At 40.8% G+C, this 16,922-nt stretch carries 19 protein-coding genes and 1 riboswitch; of the genes, 15 read left to right on the forward strand and 4 right to left on the reverse strand.

The genetic code is table 11. The annotated features are described in order from the left end of the window. Positions 1 to 71 precede the first annotated feature (71 nt). The 3 genes from EXE30_RS07840 (at position 72) to EXE30_RS07850 (ending at position 2,861) form a co-directional block, all read left to right on the forward strand. Positions 72 to 1,100 carry a DUF4062 domain-containing protein gene (locus tag EXE30_RS07840; RefSeq protein ID WP_130161923.1) on the forward strand — a complete coding sequence of 343 codons (1,029 nt, stop codon included), beginning with the start codon at positions 72 to 74 and terminating at the stop codon, positions 1,098 to 1,100. Positions 1,101 to 1,170: 70 nt separating this feature from the next. Then, positions 1,171 to 2,187: a ferrochelatase gene (hemH, locus tag EXE30_RS07845; protein WP_130161924.1), complete on the forward strand. Its 1,017-nt coding sequence runs from the start codon at positions 1,171 to 1,173 to the stop codon at positions 2,185 to 2,187. Positions 2,188 to 2,216: 29 nt separating this feature from the next. Further along, on the forward strand, positions 2,217 to 2,861 hold the full coding sequence (locus EXE30_RS07850) for an MBL fold metallo-hydrolase (RefSeq protein WP_130161925.1): 645 nt from the start codon (positions 2,217 to 2,219) through the stop codon (positions 2,859 to 2,861). Positions 2,862 to 2,927: 66 nt separating this feature from the next. Here the strand turns inward: EXE30_RS07850 and EXE30_RS07855 are convergent, their stop codons facing one another. Beyond that, positions 2,928 to 4,664: a hypothetical protein gene (locus EXE30_RS07855; protein ID WP_130161926.1), complete on the reverse strand. Its 1,737-nt coding sequence runs from the start codon at positions 4,662 to 4,664 to the stop codon at positions 2,928 to 2,930. A 444-nt stretch (positions 4,665 to 5,108) separates the two neighbouring features. Between EXE30_RS07855 and pqqA the strand changes: the two genes are divergently transcribed. From pqqA to EXE30_RS07885, 6 genes are all read left to right on the forward strand, one after another. Beyond that, on the forward strand, positions 5,109 to 5,183 hold the full coding sequence (gene pqqA, locus EXE30_RS07860; protein ID WP_001982218.1) for a pyrroloquinoline quinone precursor peptide PqqA: 75 nt from the start codon (positions 5,109 to 5,111) through the stop codon (positions 5,181 to 5,183). Between the two features lie 75 nt (positions 5,184 to 5,258). Next, on the forward strand, positions 5,259 to 6,170 hold the full coding sequence (pqqB, locus tag EXE30_RS07865) for a pyrroloquinoline quinone biosynthesis protein PqqB (RefSeq protein WP_130161927.1): 912 nt from the start codon (positions 5,259 to 5,261) through the stop codon (positions 6,168 to 6,170). Positions 6,171 to 6,179: 9 nt separating this feature from the next. Further along, positions 6,180 to 6,941 (forward strand): pyrroloquinoline-quinone synthase PqqC, encoded by a 762-nt coding sequence (gene pqqC, locus EXE30_RS07870; protein WP_121929778.1) that lies wholly within the window; start codon positions 6,180 to 6,182, stop codon positions 6,939 to 6,941. Next, complete coding sequence (gene pqqD, locus EXE30_RS07875) at positions 6,934 to 7,218, forward strand: pyrroloquinoline quinone biosynthesis peptide chaperone PqqD (protein ID WP_130161928.1); 285 nt, start codon at positions 6,934 to 6,936, stop codon at positions 7,216 to 7,218. The genes pqqC and pqqD overlap by 8 nt, the downstream gene beginning before the upstream one ends. Further along, on the forward strand, positions 7,215 to 8,369 hold the full coding sequence (gene pqqE / locus EXE30_RS07880) for a pyrroloquinoline quinone biosynthesis protein PqqE (RefSeq protein ID WP_130161929.1): 1,155 nt from the start codon (positions 7,215 to 7,217) through the stop codon (positions 8,367 to 8,369). The genes pqqD and pqqE overlap by 4 nt, the downstream gene beginning before the upstream one ends. A gap of 20 nt (positions 8,370 to 8,389) precedes the next feature. Beyond that, positions 8,390 to 9,439 (forward strand): dipeptidase, encoded by a 1,050-nt coding sequence (locus tag EXE30_RS07885; RefSeq protein WP_130161930.1) that lies wholly within the window; start codon positions 8,390 to 8,392, stop codon positions 9,437 to 9,439. A 15-nt stretch (positions 9,440 to 9,454) separates the two neighbouring features. Here the strand turns inward: EXE30_RS07885 and EXE30_RS07890 are convergent, their stop codons facing one another. Then, on the reverse strand, positions 9,455 to 9,652 hold the full coding sequence (locus EXE30_RS07890; protein ID WP_121929774.1) for a DNA gyrase inhibitor YacG: 198 nt from the start codon (positions 9,650 to 9,652) through the stop codon (positions 9,455 to 9,457). 91 nt (positions 9,653 to 9,743) lie between these two features. On the opposite strand from EXE30_RS07890, the gene EXE30_RS07895 reads away from it, so the two are divergent. The 5 genes from EXE30_RS07895 to EXE30_RS07915 all read left to right on the forward strand — a co-directional run bounded on the left by EXE30_RS07895 (position 9,744) and on the right by EXE30_RS07915 (position 14,122). Then, complete coding sequence (locus EXE30_RS07895; protein WP_130161931.1) at positions 9,744 to 10,388, forward strand: class I SAM-dependent methyltransferase; 645 nt, start codon at positions 9,744 to 9,746, stop codon at positions 10,386 to 10,388. Next, positions 10,381 to 11,577 (forward strand): TIGR03862 family flavoprotein, encoded by a 1,197-nt coding sequence (locus tag EXE30_RS07900; RefSeq protein ID WP_130161932.1) that lies wholly within the window; start codon positions 10,381 to 10,383, stop codon positions 11,575 to 11,577. Before EXE30_RS07895 ends, EXE30_RS07900 begins: the two co-directional genes overlap by 8 nt. 125 nt (positions 11,578 to 11,702) lie before the next feature. Then, the gene (dctA, locus tag EXE30_RS07905; RefSeq protein WP_121929771.1) at positions 11,703 to 12,965 is read left to right on the forward strand and encodes a C4-dicarboxylate transporter DctA; all 1,263 of its coding nucleotides are present in this window, start codon (positions 11,703 to 11,705) and stop codon (positions 12,963 to 12,965) included. Between the two features lie 128 nt (positions 12,966 to 13,093). Beyond that, positions 13,094 to 13,504, forward strand: coding sequence for a GFA family protein (locus EXE30_RS07910; RefSeq protein WP_130161933.1), 411 nt, complete (start codon positions 13,094 to 13,096; stop codon positions 13,502 to 13,504). A gap of 15 nt (positions 13,505 to 13,519) precedes the next feature. Further along, positions 13,520 to 14,122 (forward strand): flavin reductase family protein, encoded by a 603-nt coding sequence (locus tag EXE30_RS07915; protein ID WP_130161934.1) that lies wholly within the window; start codon positions 13,520 to 13,522, stop codon positions 14,120 to 14,122. A gap of 37 nt (positions 14,123 to 14,159) precedes the next feature. Here EXE30_RS07915 and EXE30_RS07920 read toward each other — a convergent pair whose 3' ends face one another. After that, entirely contained in the window at positions 14,160 to 15,407 is a 1,248-nt protein-coding gene (locus EXE30_RS07920; RefSeq protein WP_130161935.1) for a winged helix-turn-helix domain-containing protein, read from the reverse strand. A gap of 236 nt (positions 15,408 to 15,643) precedes the next feature. Here EXE30_RS07920 and EXE30_RS07925 point away from each other — a divergent pair, with 236 nt between their 5' ends. Then, positions 15,644 to 16,309, forward strand: a complete 666-nt coding sequence (locus tag EXE30_RS07925) for a hypothetical protein (RefSeq protein ID WP_130161936.1) — start codon at positions 15,644 to 15,646, stop codon at positions 16,307 to 16,309. A gap of 49 nt (positions 16,310 to 16,358) precedes the next feature. Here EXE30_RS07925 and EXE30_RS07930 read toward each other — a convergent pair whose 3' ends face one another. Then, positions 16,359 to 16,691 (reverse strand): HopJ type III effector protein, encoded by a 333-nt coding sequence (locus EXE30_RS07930; protein WP_130161937.1) that lies wholly within the window; start codon positions 16,689 to 16,691, stop codon positions 16,359 to 16,361. Positions 16,692 to 16,825: 134 nt separating this feature from the next. Beyond that, positions 16,826 to 16,892, forward strand: a riboswitch (Fluoride riboswitch). The last annotated feature ends 30 nt before the right edge of the window (positions 16,893 to 16,922 follow it).

Genomic DNA, 16,922 nt, shown 5'->3' on the forward strand with positions numbered 1-16,922 from the left:
TCAGGGTCATCTTTTAACAAAAATCAAGATTAGAACTTGATATTATTGATAAATGAATTGGGGCTTAGCCTATGCAAGATACTCGTTATCAAGTCTTTATTTCGACATCTGGTCATGAAATGCAGCCAGAACGAGCGGTTTTAGCCCAGACTTTGGTTGGTATGGGTTTTTTCTCTTGGGGGTTAGAACAGCGTACGCCACTGAGTACTTCTATTGCTCGTCGTCAAATTGATGATTGTGATTATGTGGTGATCTTATTAGGAAGTCAGTACGGTGAGCAGTCAGTTTCAGGTGTTGGGTATATGCATCTGGAATATATTTATGCGATGACCAAACAAAAACCGATTGTTGTGTTTATGCATGAAGACCCTGAATCAAGGGAGGAAAAATTGCATGACCATAAATCGGAGTTAAAAGAAAAGTTCAAAGAGTTTAGAAAGCAGCTGCAACATGAAGTCGATCAAGTCTTTTGCTATCGGACTTTAAGAGATTTAGAGCTGGCGGTGCGTTCAGGCATGCCGCAAATGTTAGAACGCTATCCTGTGGTCGGTTGGGTGCGTCCTCAAAATACCCAAGTGTTACGCGACGAAATTGATACTTTGCGCGCTAAAGTCAAACAACTTGAAACAGAGCTTGGTAGTCGAGAAGCAGATCCACTGACCAGCGTACCGAAAGTCTCGATGTATGAACTATATGCCTTTGAATATCGTATGCATGCTTATCAAGATGGCAACTTCAAAGAAGTCAAACCTCATCGAAAAATGACATGGGCGCAGTTGTTAAATGTACTGGGAACTGCATTTGTGATCCCTACGCCAGAAGAATATTTTTCGAAGCGCATGAACGAATATTTAAATGAGACAGGTTTGGATGATGCGCGGAAAGAAATGCCAAGAGCACATGCTGTTTCACGTGCTCAACTGAATATTCGAGCGTTGCACGAGATCAAATTGCAAATGCGCCAAAATGAATGGATTATTCCGACAGGACGGGATGATCGCCAACGAATGCTTTGGCAATTAACGGCAAAAGGCCAGAAACTTCTAGAAAGTAATGTTTTAGATAGTAATCGGATTTTTCAGTTTAAAACGATGCATTAATCCAATTTATAAAAAGGCGCGAAAACTGCTAAAGTAATTGGATGAACTCAATGAAAAGCGGATGCGATCTATGTCAGTGACACCAAAACCAAAAGTGACTGTGGTTCTGGCAAATTTAGGTACGCCAGATGAACCTACTGCGCCAGCAGTACGTCGTTTCTTAAAGCAGTTTTTATCTGATACACGTGTGATAGAGATTCCTAAAGCACTTTGGTGGATTATTCTAAGGTTATTTGTGCTGACTTTTCGTCCTAAGCGAGTGGCTGAAGCTTATGCATCGGTTTGGTCAAAAGACTCTCCGATGCGAGAAATTGTGCTTGAGCAAGCGCAATTGATCAAACACCGATTACAAGAAGAAAATCATCATTTTGATCTAAACGTTGTTCCTGCCATGACCTATGGTCAGCCGAGTATTGAAGCTGTCTTAGCGCAACTTAAACAAGACCCGCAAGAGCATGTGATTCTATTGCCTTTGTTTCCGCAATACTCAGCCACATCAACCGCACCGTTGTTTGATGCTTTTGCTAAATGGATTCCTAAGCAACGTCATTTACCGGGCATCACCCTTATTAAAGATTATTACCAGCACCCACTGTTTATTCAAGCATTGGCAGACAGTGTGACCAATTACCAGCTTCAACATGGTAAGCCTGAGAAATTACTCATGTCTTTTCATGGCATTCCGCAGCCTTATGCCGACAAAGGTGATCCATATGCGGATCGCTGCCGAGTCACGGCACGTTTAGTGGCTGAAGCCTTGCATTTAAATGAGGATGAGTGGGCGATTAGCTTCCAGTCGCGGTTTGGCAAGCAGGAGTGGGTTAAACCCTATACCGATGCTTTACTTGAGCAATGGGGAGAAGCTGGTGTGAAATCAGTTCAGGTCTTGAGTCCTGCCTTTTCAGCGGACTGTTTAGAAACGCTGGAAGAGCTTGCGATACAAAACAAAGAAATTTTCCAGCATGCTGGAGGTGGAGAATATGCTTATATTGCTGCACTCAATACTGATCAGGCACATATAGATTTGCTTGCCAGTCTGGTTCAGGCTAATCTTGACGCACTCACCCATACCTTAGCCCATCGTTAAGTCGATGCTTTACTTCGCCAGAGGTTATTATGCTGCAAGTCAAAATCGTCCCTGTTACTGCATTTGCTCAAAATTGTTCTATCCTTTGGGATAGTGAGAGCAAAGAAGCGGTTTTGATCGACGCAGGTGGGGATGCTGCCGTTCTCAAAAAAGAAGTTGAGGATTTAGGCTTAAAGGTGAAAGCCTTGTGGTTAACCCATGGACATCTCGATCATGCGGGTGCTGTAGGTGAATTGGCTGAAACATGGAAAATTCCTGTGATTGGTCCGCATAAAGAAGACCAGTTTTGGTTAGATATGATTCAGGAAGTTTCGGCACGTTATGGTTTCCCGATTCCACAACCTGTCAAAGTCGATCAATGGTTAGAGGGTGGAGAGGTACTAAAACTGGGTGACGATGAATTTGAGGTGCGTTTTGCACCGGGTCATACCCCAGGTCATGTAATGTTCTACAACGCGCAACATGGTCTGCTTTGGACTGGTGATGTTCTGTTTAAAGGTTCGATTGGACGTACCGATTTTCCCAAAGGCAATCATCAGCAACTGTTGGATTCAATTCAGCGTGAATGTTTTACCCTACCAGATGAAACACAATTTATTTCAGGTCATGGCCCGATCAGCACCATTGGCTACGAAAAGCAATTTAATCCATTTGTTGCCAGTAAAGCGGGTTAAGCCGTTGAGAACAGGCTTCTGTATATCAGCTATATAGAAGCCTGTTCCCATTACCACATGAGCAGATCAAATCGTTTCAAGCCACTTCTGATTGGCTAGACTTATATCAAAGTTCAAACTATTACAAATACTTTGCAAATCAAAAGAGGCTTTGTCCTCTGGGATTTGGATCAAAATCGGCAAGCGGGTAATGCCATTATCGCCTGTCGGAAAGGCATAATGCCGCTCTTTGTGATTCACAGAGATCAGTGATTCAAACTCTAGATAAACAATTAAAGACGGAAAGCGTCGTTGCATGCGAATGATTTCCTGATGGGCATTTTTCTTTATTTGAGCAGTTTTTTCTTTGAGTTTGAGGATATTGTCCTTTATCTTCTGTGGTTTGTTAAATAGCTTGTTTAAGAAGCTAACGCTTTGTTTGAGCTGCCGCTGATTTTCTTTCAGTTCTGAAAAAGCATCTTTATATAGTTGTAATGAATGCGAACTAATGTCTTTCAGCATATTGGTCGGTTCAAGCGTTTCCGTATGATGTTTTTTCCATTCATCATAAGAAAAGACGGTGAAGACATCCGCATGTCTTTTTTGTAGCAGCGTGGCATAGGATTTGAGTCGTGCCACGAAAAGATGGACGTGTTTATTGCAGATAATCGAAGGTTGTGATTGGAACGCAATAAAATGCCGAATGATATCATCCAGTGTTTGTTTAATACTGACATATAAATAGTTACATTCGTCTGCGTGATGAACAGCATGTTTTAGTGCATCTGCAATGGGTTCAAGGATATTGCGGCATAATTTCTGCTCGAAATCGATCAACCGTTGTTCTACCAGTTTTTCAATAAATATGCCTCTCGGATTGAGAGGTTCCATGAGAAAGGGAAGCAGCTCTTTATTGGTATATAGTTCAATATTGCGTACAACATCTGAAACATAGTGATTGACTTGTTTATCAATGGTCACGATACGATCGATCTGCCATTGGAACTGTTCATAGTGAGAAACATCATCAATTTGATCTAAATGTAGAATGGCAGCATTTACATAAATATTTTCACAGTTTTCATATTGTTCTTCTTGTAAAAAACGTCGAATTGAAAAAGTACTGACTATACCTTCAGTGCTGGGTGCGAGTGCGAAAATATATTTTGAGGTTTTGACGATATCGAGTTGTTTAGTTTTTTGCTGTTTATATAGAAAATATTTTAGGATATGGTTTTTTTCTTCTCTCAATTGAGTTGAGCGAAGAATATTAAAGGAATATTTTAAAAGTTGTTGTTTTAAAAAGACTTCTGTAATAAATGTTTTAATCATATCGGTATGAATATGCCGATGGTTGTTTGGAAGTGCGATCTGAGGTTTTGATAAGATTATTTGTGCAGCGACATAGATAAATTCCTTTAGAATCTGATTTTTCTGTGCTTGCAAATCAAAATCATCTTCCGTGTCGATGTTGTTAATCTGACTCAGAATATTCTCAAGATAGTCTGAGATTTCGTAAATGTCATGGTAAGTCTTGAGCCTCTCTAAAGAATCGATAATCGTGTTGAGTAATCTTTTAATATACGGATAGTGAATTTTTTCAATCAGTACATTGAGATCAGGCTTTGTGAGTGCTGAGAAGGTATTGTCTTTTCTATTCCAGTGAATTTTCTTGTGTTGCAGGATGTGTTGGCAAATGTTCTCTCGAGCTTGCGGAGAAATGTCGGAAAATAACGTTTGCAATGAGCACTGCCAATCTTGATCAAGATGAGGATCAATTTGTGTTGCCAAAACTTTAAGTTGATAGGGGATATTATTATTCATGTTCACATCCTGTTTTCTTAATCTTTTTATAAAAATAAGTTGATATCAAAAAAGTCCATTGAATCAGCATGATGTACAATTTTTTGGGCTTAAACTCTATTTGTTTGTCAATACAACATTGGATTAAGATTTGCATAGCATCATGAAAAAGTAAATTACTGTGATGTAATTCACATATTTTAAATGTGTAAATTTTTATTTCCTTATTGGGTTTCGAGCATCTAACTGATTTTTATGCTTATTCGTCTGTATAGGTTAGAGGAGTTACAGCTTAGGCAGCGATGAAAACTAAAATTTGAACAAAAATCACAATTATCGAACAATATCTTAGGGCAAGCTTGTCTACAAAGACGCTGTTTTTATTTAGAATGATTTTTTGAATACTTCATTTAAATTGAATCAAGTGTTTAATCTCACAAGATGAATCTCATTGGAGACAATTTCATGCAATGGACTAAACCAGCTTTTACTGATTTACGTATCGGTTTCGAAGTGACCATGTATTTCGAAGCGCGTTAATCGCCCTCATTCGAATATTTCATAAGCCCTAGTCATGTTCTAGGGCTTATCTTTTTCTAATAAGATATTAATTTTATGCATATTTATGTTTTAGGTTCGGCGGCTGGAGGCGGCTTCCCTCAGTGGAATTGTAATTGTCCCAACTGTCATGGCGTTCGTACGGGTACGATTTCCGCCAAAGCGCGTACTCAGTCTTCGATTGCGATTTCTGAAAATGGTACAGATTGGATTTTGCTGAATGCATCGCCTGATATTCGCCAGCAATTGTTTGATTTCAAAACCGCACAGCCTGCTCGTCAGTTACGTGATACTGGAATTCGCAGTGTCATCTTAATGGATAGCCAACTTGATCACACCACAGGCTTACTCACCTTGCGAGAAGGTTGCCCTATAGATGTTTGGTGTACCGAAATGGTCTATCAAGATTTGAGCAGTGGATTTCCTGTTTTTAATATGCTGAAACACTGGAATGGTGGACTGCAATATCACCAGATTGATCCGAAACAGGCTTTTAAAATTGATGGTTTTGAGCAGCTCGAGTTTTTGCCTTTCGTTATTCAAAGTGCCGCACCGCCATATTCACCTCATCGCCATGATCCGCATGAAGGCGATAATATTGCCTTGATCATTAAAGACCATAAAACGCAAAAACAATTGTTCTATGCACCGGGGCTCGGAAAAATTGATGAGTCGATTATGCAGATTATGCGCGATTCAGACTGTGTCATGATTGATGGCACACTCTGGACGGATGATGAAATGCAGCAAACGGGTGTAGGTGTTAAAACGGGTCGTGAAATGGGACATCTCTATATCAGTGGTGAAGGTGGTTCGTTGTCTTATTTGAATCAGCTTGAGCGACCTAAAAAAGTGCTGATTCATATTAACAATACCAACCCAATCCTGAATGAAAACTCGACTCAATGTGCAGAACTGAAAGCACATGGCGTAGACGTTGCCTATGACGGCATGCAGATTGAACTTTAAGGTAAATATATGACGCAAACACCTGAAGCATTCACTACGGCACAATTTGAACAAGCCATTCTGGATAAGGGGCGGTATTACCATATTTATCATCCTTTTCATGTGATGATGTATGAGGGCAAAGCAACCCAGCAGCAAATTCAGGCATGGGTGGCAAACCGTTATTATTATCAAATCAATATTCCACTCAAAGATGCAGCCATTATGGCAAATTGCCCTGATCAGCGTGTTCGTCAGGAGTGGATTCAACGCATGCTTGATCAGGATGGCGAATATCCTGATGGTGGCGGTCGTGAAGCATGGTTACGTTTGGCGGAAGCCGTTGGTCTGAGTCGTGAGCAAGTAATTTCAGAAGAATTGGTTTTGCCGGGTGTGCGTTTTGCCGTTGATGCTTATGTCAATTTCGCGCGCCGTGCCACATGGCGTGAAGCTGCCAGTAGTTCTCTAACCGAATTGTTTGCACCACAAATTCATCAGTCTCGTCTTGATTCGTGGCCACAGCATTACCCGTGGATTGATGATCAAGGTTATGAATACTTTCGTTCTCGTTTAAGTCAGGCGCGTCGAGATGTTGAGCATGGGATGAGTATTACGCTGGATTCATTTACCACATATGAACAACAACAACGCATGTTAGAAATATTACAGTTTAAACTGGATATTTTATGGAGCATTTTAGATGCATTGACACTGGCTCATGTTCACCATCAAGCACCGTATCATCCTGTGACGACAGAACGCGTATGGCATAAGGGGTTATTTCGTGAATAAAGCAGCATTGGATTTAAACCTGATCCCTACTTGGCGACAAGGTTATCGTTTTCAGTTTGAACCTGCTCAAAATGGTTTTGTGATTTTGTATCCAGAAGGCATGATCAAATTGAATGAAAGTGCGGGTGCAATTGGTCAGTATATTGATGGGCAGAACAATGTCTCTTCGATTATTGCTGAATTAAAACAACAGTTTGGTGATGTAGCTGATATTGAGCAAGATGTGGTTGATTATATGTTAGTTGCTCAGCAGCAACATTGGATTGATTTACGATGACCGAAGGTGTTGGTTTGCCTTTATGGTTATTAGCGGAGCTGACCTATCGTTGTCCGCTGCAATGCCCATATTGTTCAAACCCTTTGGATTATGCACAGCATAAGCATGAATTGACCACACAAGAGTGGTTCGACGTGTTTGATCAAGCACGTCAGATGGGGGCGGTACAACTGGGCTTTTCTGGTGGTGAGCCGTTGGTGCGTCAGGATTTGGAACAATTGGTTGCACATGCACATCAACAGGGCTTTTATACCAACCTGATTACTTCTGGTATGGGGCTGACTGAACAACGAATTGCGGGTCTGAAACAGGCAGGTCTTGATCATATTCAAGTCAGCTTTCAAGCCAGTGATGCGGTGGTCAATGATGCCTTGGCAGGTTCAAAGCATGCCTTTGAACAGAAGTATCAGATGTGCCGACTGATCAAGCAATATGATTATCCGATGGTTCTGAATTTTGTGATCCATCGACATAATATTGATCAAATCGAACAGATTATCGAACTCTGTCTTGAACTCAATGCCGATACTGTGGAGTTGGCGATTTGTCAGTTTTATGGTTGGGCATTCTTAAATCGACAAGGTTTATTACCGACACAGGAGCAACTGATTCGTGCTGAACGTATTACCAATCAATATCGGGAAAAGTTAAAAGCGCAAAATCATCCTTGCAAACTTATTTTTGTGGTGCCTGACTATTACGAAGAAAGACCAAAAGCCTGTATGAATGGCTGGGGCAAAATTTTCTTTACCGTTGCACCTGATGGTATGGCGCTGCCTTGTCATGCGGCTCGGCAACTGCCGATTGCTTTCCCAAATGTTCGTGAGCACAGCCTGTCAAAAATTTGGTATGAATCGACTGGCTTTAATCATTTCCGGGGTGATGCTTGGATGCCTGAAAGTTGCCGAAGTTGCCCAGATAAAGCGCGCGATTTTGGTGGATGTCGCTGTCAGGCCTATATGTTGACGGGAGATGCCGCCAATGCAGATCCAGTCTGTGGTAAATCTGCCTATCATCCGTTGATTGAACAAGCACGTGCCGAGAGTGAACTTGATTCAACTCTAGAAAAACTGGTGTTCCGTAATAGCCGAAATTCAAAACAATTTACGGTTCAACAAAACATTCCTGTTCAAAATATTACAGATGAATGATTGTGATGGAAAAGATCAGCATGAATCATGAGCTAATCCCTATTTTCGATGGCCACAATGATGCGCTAACACGGCTATGGCTCAGTGAGGATGCTGATCCCGTGCATGCTTTTATTCATCAGCGGCTCGCAGGACATCTTGATTTAAAACGCTGCCAAAAAGCGGGCTTTGTCGGCGGTATGTTTGCGATTTTTCTACCGCCATTTAGCTATGTAAAACAGCATCACCCGAATAAGCTGTTCGACCAAAATGCGACTGATTTTACTCAGCAACAGATTGAGCAAATTTGTTTAGAACAGCTCGATTTAGCACAGACATTAGTACAACGCTCTGAAAACATTAAAATCTGTACTTCGGTTGCAGATATTCAGCGTTGTCATGTGCAGCAAAAATTAGCGATAGTATTGCACATGGAGGGTGCGGAAGCTTTGCAGCACAACCCAGATTTACTTGAAGTATTTTATCAGGCAGGGCTACGTAGTATCGGGCCACTGTGGAATAGACAGAGTCGGTTTGGTCATGGCTTGAATGCAAAGTTTCCACATTCACCTGATACTGGCGCAGGACTTACGGTAGAGGGCAAAGCTTTTCTAAAGCGTTGTGCTAATAAAAAAATCGTGGTTGATGTGTCTCATATGAATGAACGTGCTTTTTGGGATAGCATCGATATTTTACAGCAGCCGATTGTGGCAACGCACTCCAATGCCCATGCCTTATGTCCGCAAGCACGGAATCTGACGGATGCCCAATTGAAAGCCATCCGTGACAGTAAAGGAATGGTGGGCATCAATTTTGACGTGGCATTTTTACGTGCAGATGGGCAGCGTAACGCCGATACACCGATTGATGTGATTTTAGATCATCTGGACTATATGATGGATCGGCTTGGTGAAGAGTATATTGGTTTTGGTTCAGACTTCGATGGCGCATTGATCAGTACAGAACTTGAAGATGTCACAGGTCTGCATAAGCTCATTGAACGTATGCAGCAGCGGGATTATTCACTTAAACTGATTGAAAAAATTTGCCAGCGTAACTGGCTTGATGCGCTGAATCGAATCTGGCTTTAGCGAGCGAGGCGAAGATTAATCTTCATACTCATCTTCACCACGTTTTACATCAGCTTGTGGAGACTCTTGGGTTGGGATTTTATATGCATCGCTTGCCCATGCACCTAAATCAATCATTTTACAGCGTTCAGAGCAGAAAGGACGGAATGCATTGCCTTCCCAAGTGCTGGCTTCTCCACAACGCGGGCAGGGAAAGGTACGAGGTGTAGACATAGAAAATTCCTAAAAGGTGAAACAAATAGATTAGGCAAAAGTAAAGTCAGTTGATAGACTTATGCCGAATTATAGATAGTTTGATGGGATTATGTCGATTCGTCAATTTCAAGCACAACGCATGCAAGCACCTCGTGATTTTATCGCAATTCCAAACACCCCGATTTGTGTCGAAATTGGTGCGGGAAAAGGCAAGCATGCGCTGTTATTTACTGGCCAAAATCCACAAACGGTCTTGTATGCGATTGAACGTACCAAAGAAAAATTTGTGGCTATGCAAAAGCAACATCAACTTGATACGCGTGAACATTTACATCCCATTCATGCTGATGCGCTGCCATGGGTGGTGCATGCTTTGTTTCCAGCTCAGGTGGAACAATTTTTCATTCTTTATCCAAATCCAGAACCGCATAATCCAGCACAGCGTTGGTTGAATATGCCGTTCTTTGAGTTTTTACTGTCGCGTCTTCAGCCAAACGGCACGATTACTTTGGCGAGTAATATTCCTGAATATATTTCTGAAGCAGAGCAGCAGTTAATTGACGTGTGGAAGCTACCATATCAGAAACAAAAAATTGCAGCGGATTCTGCGCGAACGCATTTTGAAATCAAATATTTAGAACGTGGTGAGCTTTGCCAGCAATTGATTATCACTAAACCTGAAGCTTATACAACTCGCTTTGATGATTTTGCACCTTTACAAGGACAAAACGCGCAAGAGAAACGTGATGTCTAAGCGGGTTGCAATTATTGGCGCAGGACCAGCAGGCTTAATGGCGGCAGAAGTTCTCAGTCAATATGGTTATGAAATCGAAGTATTTGAACAAAAACCTTCGGCTGCGCGAAAGTTTCTCATGGCTGGCAAAACAGGCTTGAACATCTCACATGCTGAGCCGATGACGCATTTTTTACAGCGTTATGATCATGCCGAATGGTTAGCGCCTTGGGTCAAACAATGGGATGCAAAGTGGATTCAAGACTGGATGCAAGGTTTGGGTATTGAATCCTATATCGGTAGTTCAGGTCGGGTGTTTCCTGTAGAAATGAAAGCAGCTCCCTTGCTTCGGGCTTGGTTAAAACGATTGATGGTGGATGGCGTCAAATTTCACTATCGACATCGTTGTGTTGGTTTATCCAATAATCAATTGACCATCGAAAATCAAAGTCAACGTTTTACAGCAGCTTATGATGCGATTGTATTGGCCTGTGGAGCGGTGTCATGGTCGCAACTGGGTAGCGATGGTCTATGGCAGCAATGGTTGTCGAATGATGAGATAGAGCCTTTCCAAGCCAGCAATGCTGGTGTATTGAAAGCATGGTCGCCATTTATGCAGGATTGTTTTGGGCAACCACTCAAACGCGTTGATGCGTGGGTAGAGTCAGCGCAGAAGACACACGGTGATATCGTAATCACGCACTATGGTTTTGAAAGTGGTGTGATTTATAAATTGGGACGTGATTTAAGAAGAAAAATTTCTCAGAATCAAGAATTAGCACTTTATTTCGATTTGCTGCCCGATGTAAGTCTTGAACAATTAGAAAAGAAACTACAAGCAAATAAAAAACAGTCACTCACCAATATTTGGCGTAAAGCAGGTTTGGATCAAGTCAAAATCAATCTCCTTCGTGAAGTGGTTGAAAAAAGCCTATGGTCAGATGCAAAACAGATGGCACAGCAGATTAAACATCTCAGCATTACTCTTGATGGATTCCGTCCAATAGAGGAGGCGATTAGCTGTGCAGGGGGCGTGAAGCAAGCGGTACTCTCACCGCAACTACAATTGAAATCAAATCCTCATGTGTTCTGCTGTGGTGAAATGCTGGATTGGGATGCACCAACAGGTGGCTATTTACTGACAGCTTGTTTTGCAACAGGGCGTGCAGCAGGGGAAGGTGTGCATCATCTTGTGAGCAAACTCATTTAAGATGATGTTTTGCAAAGCATTGCTTAAATTTTGTGTATTTTTCATGTTCTAAATATTCTTTATTTTCGGGTGTTGGCGGGTTTTTTGCACTGTTGAGATTTATCATTTTGGTTGATGAATTTACGATGTGGCAAAAGCTTAAATCTAGTCTATTCCTTCAGGTGGTTCTTGCATTAATTCTGGGCATTATTGTGGGTATCAGCTTTCACGATTTCTCTTTAGCATTGAAGCCTTTAGGCGATGGCTTTATTTCTCTGATCAAAATGTTGATTGCACCGATTGTTTTTTGTGTGGTGGTGCTCGGTCTGTATGGTGCCAATGACATCAAAAAAATGGGAAAGGTTGGTGCAAAAACGATTTTATATTTTGAGATTGTGACCAGTATTGCGCTGGTGTTGGGCATCGTCATTGCTTATGTATTTAAACCTGGTGTCGGGATGAATATCGATATCAGTAAACTCGACGGAAAGGATCTCAGTGTTTATACCGAACGAGCACATACGATGGGTACGGGATCCGATTTTCTTCTACACATTATTCCAAAAACCTTTGTTGATGCATTTGCCAGTGGTGACATTTTACAAGTTTTACTGATTGCGATTTTGTTTGGTATTGCACTCTTGTTGATCCCAAAACATTTGGGTGACTTGGTCTGTCAGGCACTTGAAGCATTTTCTGAAGTATTCTTTAAAATGATGGGCTTGATCATACGACTAGCACCAATTGGGGTGTTGGGTTCAGTGGCGTATACCACTGCAAAGTTTGGTGTTGATTCACTGCTTCAACTCGGTTATCTGGTGTTGTTGTTTTATGTGACTTGTATTTTGTTTGTGCTGATTATCTTAGGTGGGATTCTTAAATTGGCAGGGTTAAATATTTTTAAATTCCTGAATTATTTTAAAGAGGAGTTATCCATCGTATTAGGTACTGCATCTTCTGATTCTGTTCTGCCACAGATCATGAAAAAACTGAGAAATCTAGGAATCAAGGATTCCACAGTTGGCTTGGTCATTCCAACGGGTTACTCGTTTAATTTAGACGGATTTTCTATTTATTTAACACTGGGTGTAATTTTTATTGCTCAGGCCTGCAATATTGATCTATCCATGCACGATCTTCTGGCTATTTTACTGGTGTCATTGGTGACCTCAAAAGGTGCACATGGTATTCCTGGCTCTGCATTGGTTATTCTGGCAGCGACTTTGTCGGTCATTCCGAGTCTTCCAACCATAGGTTTAGTGTTGCTACTATCCGTGGATTGGTTCATCGGAATTGTACGTGCTTGTACTAATCTGATCGGGAACTGTGTGGCTACAGTCGCTATCGCACATTGGGAAAAAGATATTGATCATCAACGCGCACGGGCAGTATTGGATCAAAAGGTTTAGCTGGCGCTTTATTTTAAGAAGAATAGTTTGAGTAAATTGAAAAGTCTCATCTAAATGCTATTCACGATTTGCATGGTGTGCTGATCTCGCCTATATTTTTACGTGAAAATTCATTTAAGGAATAAGAAATGTCTCAGACTACACCTGTATATCATGGTCGTTGTTTATGTGATGGGATTCATTATGAGATTCACGGTGAAATTGGCGAGATCGTCCAATGTCATTGTCAACGTTGCCGTAAAGCCAATGGAACCGCTTTTGCGACCAATGCACCGATTAACAGTGCAGATTTTAAAATTATACAAGGTGAAAATTTAATTAAAAAGTTTGCAACAGCAGGTGTTTACCGTTGGTTTTGTGGAGAATGTGGTTCGCCATTGATTAGTTCGCGCGATGCACAGCCAGAGCTTTACCGCCTAAGAATCGGGACCTTAGATACGCCTTTACAGCAAAAACCAAGTATGCACATCTTCACTACATCCAAAGCCGAGTGGGACTGCATAGCCGATGATTTACCACAATATGCTGAACGTCCTTAAACGAAGTATCTGATTATGATTTTTGAGACATCGAAATTAGAGGCAAATGAAATCTATCGACTATTGGTGGGCGGAATTACCCCTCGACCGATTGCGTGGATAAGCACTGTATCTGCTGATGGGGTTGCCAATCTCGCACCCTATTCTTTCTTTAATGTAGCCAGTTGCAATCCTCCTATTCTTTGGTATTCGCAAGTAAATCCAAGAACTGGCAATGATAAAGATACCTTGAGAAATTTAATCGACACCAAAGCGTGTGTGGTACATATCGTCAATGCTCGGTTACTTGAAAAGATGAATTTGACCTGTGCTTCACTTCCACCGGAACAAAGTGAATTTGATTTTGCTGAGATTGAGTCCTGTCCAAGCCATCAAATGCAGCCTTTGTCGGTAAAAGATTCTATGATTCGATACGAGTGCCATCTAAGAGAAGTGATTGAACTGAGTACGTTGCCATCAGGGGGAACAGTCGCCTTACTTGATGTGAAATCCATATATGTGGATGATCGCTTATGGGATGGCAAAATGATTGATCAACAGCAACTCGGCAGTGTCGGGAAAATGGGTGGTGATTTTTATAGTTTGACCACTGAATTGCGAGAACTCAAACGACCATAACAGAGTAGTTAGAATAGGAGGAGACGCCTCCTATTTCTTATTTTGTTGTTAAAATTTCACTTTCAAACTGAATGTTATCCCAACCATTTTTAATAAACTCATGAATCGTACTTGATAATTCAATTGGGCTAATACGTGATATATAAATTGATTGGCAGTGATTAAAAAGTACAAAATGATGTAGTGTTTTTAGAAATGGTGTTAGCCACAATGCGATATCAATTTCTGTATTTTCAATATGCAGATGAATTAACTCAAACTGAGCGCTTTTACGGTGAGCTTTACAATCCACCCGACCAATAAAAACATCACCAAATAAAATAGGCAAACAAAAATATCCATATTTTCTTTTTGCTTGCGGCGTGTAACATTCAAGACGAAAATCAAAGTCAAAGCAGGTTTTTACTCGTTCACGATGAATGATTGAGTTGTCAAAAGGTGAGAGTAAGCAAAGGTTGCTATGATCCGTGTTATAGGTTTTTTCAAGTAAATCAGTGCGCACATAGATCGTTTGTATTTCATTTCCTTCGAACTTTTGGATGATTTTATCCTCAAGCATTTGACTTAGAATTTTTTCAACATTTTGACGTAATATTTGTCCCTTTTTTAAATGTGTTATTTGCTTGATGGTGGTAAAGCCATACGCTCTAAGATAAGTCTTGACGAGATATTCAGCGTATTCAAATGCGGTTGGTGGCGTGGTATTGATCGTACTGGGCAGCACCCTTTCACTAAGATCATAAACTTTTTCTATGCCATTTCTGGCACAAATCATGAGATCCCCTTGCATAAAAAGCTGCTCAAGCGCGATTTTCGTTGGTTTCCAATTCCACCAACTGCTATTACTTTTACTTAAGCTTTCAAAATCTCTGGCTTTTTGCGGTCCCTCAATACGGATTTTGTCGTACACATTGTGCATGACTTGAGGATCCGCTTTAAAATAACGAGATTCACCATTTTTAATGCTTAGCATTTGCGGTAAAGCATAGCGAAAATCTTGCATGGGCAAATACGATGCAGCATGAAACCAGTATTCAAATATCTGACGTTCTGCGACTAATTGATCAAGAAGTTGTGGCTGATAATCTGGAATTCGTGTCCAAAAAGTATGATGATGTGCCCGAGAAACCACCGATAAAGTATCAATCTGTACATAGCCAAGCTGTTGTATGGCCGCAAGCACAGCCGCTTTTCCTGAGCCAAAAGGTTTTTTGTGATTCAGACCTTGCGCTTCTAATGTAATTAGTCGTAGTTTTTTTAATAGATCAGCTTGGTTAATCGTCATGATTTCCCTCAGGTATTTTTATTCAAACATTTATTATTTCGATGAATATTACATTTCTAAATTTCACACCTTCAGAAATCATTCAGGCGAAACTAAAAAAGTATTTCACGACGAGATGTGCGGTTGGTAAAGACGTGCATTATTTTATCAAGTGATAAAATGAAACTTCTTTTTCTGCGCGGCATTGGCTATTATTAGAACATAAAATATTTTAAATCAATTTATTAAGAGTATTTATGAATACTGAATTATCTTTAGAGAAACAAGAGCAAAAAGAAATTTTACCATTTTCGCCCAAAAACTTATGGATGCTGTTCTTGCAACCGAAGACATTTTTTTCTTTGCCAGCAATCTATCATCATCGCAGTATTATGATAGCTGCCTATTTAATAGGTGTATTTTCTGTCATGGATCGAGTCGATCAAAAGTTGCTTCAAGCAGAATTTGGAAATCGTACATCGTTAATGCTTGATATTACAGATGCTTGGTGGAGTTATTGGTTACTCGTTTTAGGGCTGGGAACGATCTCTGCTGTAATTGTTTGGTTGATACACGGTTGGTGGTATAAAAAGCGTTTACAGTTTTCAGGCGCCAAAGACGCAGACCCACAACTGGCCCGACATATTTGGGCTTTACAATCTTTGGTCACAGCTTTGCCTGTTATGATTGTCACAATATTACAGACATTGATGTATAGCAGTTATCTTGATGCGTATCAAAACTCATCAATTTTGAACTTGGTGGTAATTCCTTTTATATTTTGGTCATGTTGGGTGAGCTATCGAGCTGCAACCTCAGTGTTTAATACCAACGGATGGGCGAAGTTTTGGTTTCTGGCATTTCCGATCACGTTTTATGTGCTAGCAATGGGGCTTTTGACCGCTTTAATGGCAAATGCATGATCGGTATAGGATAGCAAGCAGGAAGGGAAACCTTCCTGTCTTTTCAATATCAACGGGCAGTTAGCGCCTCACCTTCAAATTTCACACCATCCCAACCATTTTGCATAAATTGACGAATGTTTTGGTGATCCGTTCCTTCTGGTGTTGCAAGCACAGAAGCGTAATGCTCAGCAAATAAACTTAAGGTATCTTCAGCATTTAAGCCTTCAATTTTAGCAAAAGAAAAAACTTTGGCACTGCCTTGATTTTCCGTTGCAGCATTAAATTGTACGCCATTTTGAAAAGCAGTTGGAGTGTGTTGATAGCGTGCTTCAATAAATGCCAACACATCTGCAAACTTGGCAGAACCTGCTTTTAATTGCGCTAATAATGTTTGAGCCATTTTAAAATTCCATGTGTATAAAATGAATGCGAGCATCATAACATGAGGAAACTGTGGATAACTGAATGCTTATGCACAGTTTCATTGCAACTCAAAAAGATCGGTTGAGTTGTCTAAAAATTATGTTATTTTAGAAAAATAAAGGAGATGGTATTCCTCCTATTACAAACCGCCGTTGTGGCTAATGATGCCTACGTGACCCTAAACAGGGGCGTAGCTGTGTGCGTGCTC

The organism is Acinetobacter halotolerans (genome assembly GCF_004208515.1).
In the GTDB taxonomy this organism is placed as follows: Bacteria; Pseudomonadota; Gammaproteobacteria; order Pseudomonadales; family Moraxellaceae; genus Acinetobacter; species Acinetobacter halotolerans.

Bases quoted from the DNA above. Each gene is read 5' to 3' on its own strand.
- pqqB (WP_130161927.1), top strand. From the start codon at position 5,259: ATGCATATTTATGTTTTAGGTTCGGCGGCTGGAGGCGGCTTCCCTCAG.
- EXE30_RS07855 (WP_130161926.1), bottom strand. From the start codon at position 4,664: ATGAATAATAATATCCCCTATCAACTTAAAGTTTTGGCAACACAAATT.
- EXE30_RS07840 (WP_130161923.1), top strand. From the start codon at position 72: ATGCAAGATACTCGTTATCAAGTCTTTATTTCGACATCTGGTCATGAA.
- dctA (WP_121929771.1), top strand. From the start codon at position 11,703: ATGTGGCAAAAGCTTAAATCTAGTCTATTCCTTCAGGTGGTTCTTGCA.
- pqqE (WP_130161929.1), top strand. From the start codon at position 7,215: ATGACCGAAGGTGTTGGTTTGCCTTTATGGTTATTAGCGGAGCTGACC.
- EXE30_RS07895 (WP_130161931.1), top strand. From the start codon at position 9,744: ATGTCGATTCGTCAATTTCAAGCACAACGCATGCAAGCACCTCGTGAT.
- EXE30_RS07925 (WP_130161936.1), top strand. From the start codon at position 15,644: ATGAATACTGAATTATCTTTAGAGAAACAAGAGCAAAAAGAAATTTTA.
- EXE30_RS07930 (WP_130161937.1), bottom strand. From the start codon at position 16,691: ATGGCTCAAACATTATTAGCGCAATTAAAAGCAGGTTCTGCCAAGTTT.
- pqqC (WP_121929778.1), top strand. From the start codon at position 6,180: ATGACGCAAACACCTGAAGCATTCACTACGGCACAATTTGAACAAGCC.
- EXE30_RS07850 (WP_130161925.1), top strand. From the start codon at position 2,217: ATGCTGCAAGTCAAAATCGTCCCTGTTACTGCATTTGCTCAAAATTGT.
- EXE30_RS07910 (WP_130161933.1), top strand. From the start codon at position 13,094: ATGTCTCAGACTACACCTGTATATCATGGTCGTTGTTTATGTGATGGG.
- EXE30_RS07890 (WP_121929774.1), bottom strand. From the start codon at position 9,652: ATGTCTACACCTCGTACCTTTCCCTGCCCGCGTTGTGGAGAAGCCAGC.
- EXE30_RS07920 (WP_130161935.1), bottom strand. From the start codon at position 15,407: ATGACGATTAACCAAGCTGATCTATTAAAAAAACTACGACTAATTACA.
- EXE30_RS07885 (WP_130161930.1), top strand. From the start codon at position 8,390: ATGAATCATGAGCTAATCCCTATTTTCGATGGCCACAATGATGCGCTA.
- hemH (WP_130161924.1), top strand. From the start codon at position 1,171: ATGTCAGTGACACCAAAACCAAAAGTGACTGTGGTTCTGGCAAATTTA.
- EXE30_RS07900 (WP_130161932.1), top strand. From the start codon at position 10,381: ATGTCTAAGCGGGTTGCAATTATTGGCGCAGGACCAGCAGGCTTAATG.
- EXE30_RS07915 (WP_130161934.1), top strand. From the start codon at position 13,520: ATGATTTTTGAGACATCGAAATTAGAGGCAAATGAAATCTATCGACTA.